Source organism: Bradyrhizobium genomosp. III (assembly GCF_000261705.1).
GTDB classification, from domain to species: Bacteria; Pseudomonadota; Alphaproteobacteria; order Rhizobiales; family Xanthobacteraceae; genus Bradyrhizobium; species Bradyrhizobium ottawaense.
Genome location: NZ_AJQF01000037.1, coordinates 1 through 3,581, shown reverse-complemented (window position 1 = coordinate 3,581; position 3,581 = coordinate 1). Strand labels below are relative to the sequence as shown.

Here is a 3,581-nt window from a genome sequence, read left to right as displayed (position 1 = left end):
CGGCTGGAAGCCGATGCGCGCCGACTGGTCGCTGGTCTCCAGCACGACCGCCATACGCCATGGCGAGATGTCGGAGAGCGATTTGATCTCGGCGAGCCTCACGCCCCAATCGCCCGACGTATCGAGCTTGCTCATGGCGCCGCGATAGCCCTGCTGCTCGTCATAGTTCACGAGGCCCGAGACCATGGCCTTGCGCGCCATCACCTGGATCTTCGGATCGAGCGTGGTGCGGACCGAGAGACCGCCCTCATACAGCTTCTTCTCGCCGTAGCGCTCGAAGATGTCGCGGCGGACTTCCTCGGCAAAATATTCGCCGGCGAAGGTGTGGGCGCCGTTGGAGCGGTTGGTGACGGCCAGCGGCTCCTTGCGCGCCTTGTCGGCGTCGGCCTGCTTGATCCAGCCGTTCTCCACCAGACGGTCGATCACGTAATTGCGGCGCTCGATGGCGCGGTCGCGGTTGCGGACCGGATGCAGCGTCGCCGGCATCTTCGGCAGCGCGGCCAGATAGGACGCTTCCGCCACGGTCAGCTCGTTCACCGACTTGTCGAAATAGACCAGCGAAGCGGCCGCGATGCCGTAGGCGCCGAGGCCCAGATAGATTTCGTTCAGATACAGCTCGAGGATCTTGTCCTTCGAGTAGGTCTTCTCGATCCGCATCGCGAGCAAGGCTTCCTTGATCTTGCGGGCGAAGGAGACCTCGTTGGTCAAAAGGAAGTTCTTGGCGACCTGCTGGGTGATCGTGGAGGCACCCTGCGGACGCCGGTTCGAGCCGTAATTCTGGATGTAGACCACGCCCGCGCGGGCCATGCCGGTGTAGTCGATGCCGCCATGCTCGTAGAAATTCTTGTCCTCGGCCGCGAGGAACGCATTGATCACGAGCTTCGGCACCGCCTGGATCGGCAGATACAGCCGCCGCTCCTTGGCGTATTCGCCGAGCAGCGAGCCGTCGACCGCGTGCACGCGGGTCATCACCGGCGGCTCGTAATCCTGAAGCTGAGAGTAGTCCGGCAAGTCCTTGGAGAAATGCCAGATCAGGCCTGCCACGGCCCCGACACCGACAAGGAACACCACCGTTCCCGCGGCGAACAGGAAGCCCATGAACCGCACCAGCAAGCGCATTATGTGTTTATCCGTTCAATCTCTGGATCAGCTCAGTATCAGCCCCTTGGCACCCAAACAGGGGCCAACCTTCACGTCACCAATTCACCGGCTTACGCAATACCATCAGTGCCGGACTTTAGACGCTTGCCGAGCGGGATTCTCTCCGATTCCGGAACCCCCTGCGGCGTTTTTATAAAGCGCCCGCTGTGGCCAAACTAGGGCTTTTGTGGCGGGACGGAAAAACCCTTTCAATTCGACGATCCCCCGGTCGTCAATTTGACGATCCCGGGGTCGTCAATTTGACGATCCCCCGGGTCGTCAATTTGACGATCCCGCCGTGGCCATCCGCTTGGTCAAGAACCCGTCGATGGCCTGCGCCATCGAGCCCACGGCACGCGACCGCCAGCCCTCGGAGACCAGATGCTCGAGGTCGCCCTTATTGGAGACATAACCGATCTCGACCAGCACCGACGGCACGTCGGGCGCCTTCAGCACCCGGAAGCCCGCCGACTTCAGGGGATGCTTGTGCATCCGCACCGTCGACTTCATCTCGCCCATCAGAAGACGGGCGAAACGGTTTGAAAAGGTGCGGGTTTCCCGCTGCGTGAGGTCGATCAGGATGTCGGCGACGTCGGTCGGCTCCTCGGCGAGGTTGAAGCCGGCGATCGCGTCCGCCCGATTTTCTGCGTCCGCCAGCCGCTGGGCCTCGGCGTCGGACGCCTTGTCCGACAGCGTATAGATGGTCGCGCCCTGCGCATCGCCCTCGGCACGGGGCAGCGCATCGGCATGAATGGAGACGAACAAGGCGGCCTTCAGATTCCGGGCGATCTTGGTGCGGTCATTGAGAGGAATGAAGGTGTCGTCGTTCCGCGTCATGACCACGCGGTATTTGCCGGCCTTCTCCAGCTTGTCGCGGAGCGCCAGTCCAAAGGCCAGCACCAGGTTCTTCTCGCTCTCGCCGCTCGACTGCGTGCCGTTGTCGATGCCGCCATGACCGGGATCGATCACGACCACCGGGCGGCCATCGGCCTTCTGCTGCGCCGTATCAGGGGTTGTCGTCGCGGGAGCGGTTGCGGGCTGCGCCTCGGCGATCGTGGGCCGCAGTTCGGGGCGATTTTCGGGTGCGAGCGACTGCACGAAGGCGGTCCGGTCGACCTCCTCCAGCTCCAGCACGAGCCGAGCCGGCTGGCCGTTGGCCGCCTCCAGCACATAGGAATTGGCGATCCGGGCCGGTCCCGTCAGGTCGAACACGATTCGCGAGCCGCCGGGCATGACGAGCCCGTAGCGGAAGGCCTTCACCAGGCCGCGCCCCCCGACCCCCGTGCCCGCGGGCAGCTGAAAATTGACCTGCGGCACGTCAACGACGACCCGGTACGGGTCCGCGAGCGTGACCGCACGGAAGGTAACGGTCTGGTCGATGTCGAGAATGAAGCGTGTCTGCTTGCCATCGCCGGCCAGCCGGGCGGCCGAGGCGACTGGAAAATTCGCTACCGCAACAGTGGGTTGCGGCTGGCTTTCCGCGGCGCTCAAGCGTGAGGAATCAGCGCACGGCAACGCTGCGGCGCACAGAAGTGCGCATCCCAGCAAAACCCGTTGATTTGTGCGGCTCGCCACCGATTCCGTGCCTCCGAGCAGCCCTTTTAACGCAATAGAACCACAGGGTTAATCGATCCTTAATGACAGAAACGCGAAACTCGCTGACTGTGACCGCCGTGCGACGCTCCCTTGCACCGATGGCTCATTCCTCGTATGTACGGAATGCTGACGGCCGATATTTCCGGTTGTGTCGCATTCAGCCTCCCGGTGCAGCGCCGGAACTCTCAAGGTTTGGGAATTCCAGCGTTTTCCGTTCCCCTCTAAGACCAGCGCGGTGCGCGGCAGCGAGGTGGAGCGGGTCAAGCGCCGGCGGCGGACGGTCCTGGGTTACCTCTCGCGTTACCGGGACAGTTCTGACAGCGACGTAACCCATTACCCGGTCCCTTGATCCCAGGGGAGCGGTTCGTGATCCCCAAGGCGAGCGCGCTCGCGCCATGCCTGGCCAGCAGCAACTGATTGAAGGGCGGCCTCGCCGCCCAATGTTTCATACGGGCCGACGCTTGATGCGCCAGACTGTGCCGACGAATTCTGAAGGATCATTCGCGACGCTGCGGAGTGAAAATCCCGCGCGCCGCCTTGATCCTGAAGCTTCCGGTTCGGCAAGGCGCGAGAGACGGCGTTTCGGCCTTCCCCTCACCCCCGAATCAGGTGGACCGTCGCGTCACCCGGCAGCGCAACTCGCGCCCACGGTGAATCGCGCCCGCCGCCGCCAAGAGTTAAGACATGCCCAACAAGATGTTGATCGATGCCACCCACCCGGAAGAGACCCGGGTCGTCGTGGTCCGCGGCAATCGCGTCGAAGAGTTTGATTTCGAGACCGCGCAACGCAAGCAACTGCGCGGGAATATCTACCTCGCCAAGGTCACAAGGGTCGAACCCTCGCT

General features: G+C 63.3%; 2 protein-coding genes. Both read right to left on the bottom strand.

Translation table 11 applies throughout. The features are described from left to right. The coding region (locus tag IC66_RS0103215; RefSeq protein WP_038946642.1) for a transglycosylase domain-containing protein at window positions 1-1,119 on the bottom strand (1,119 nt) is incomplete at its 3' end. A gap of 300 nt (window positions 1,120-1,419) precedes the next feature. Beyond that, window positions 1,420-2,715 (bottom strand): N-acetylmuramoyl-L-alanine amidase, encoded by a 1,296-nt coding sequence (locus IC66_RS0103210; protein ID WP_038946641.1) that lies wholly within the window; start codon window positions 2,713-2,715, stop codon window positions 1,420-1,422. Window positions 2,716-3,581: the final 866 nt, after the last annotated feature.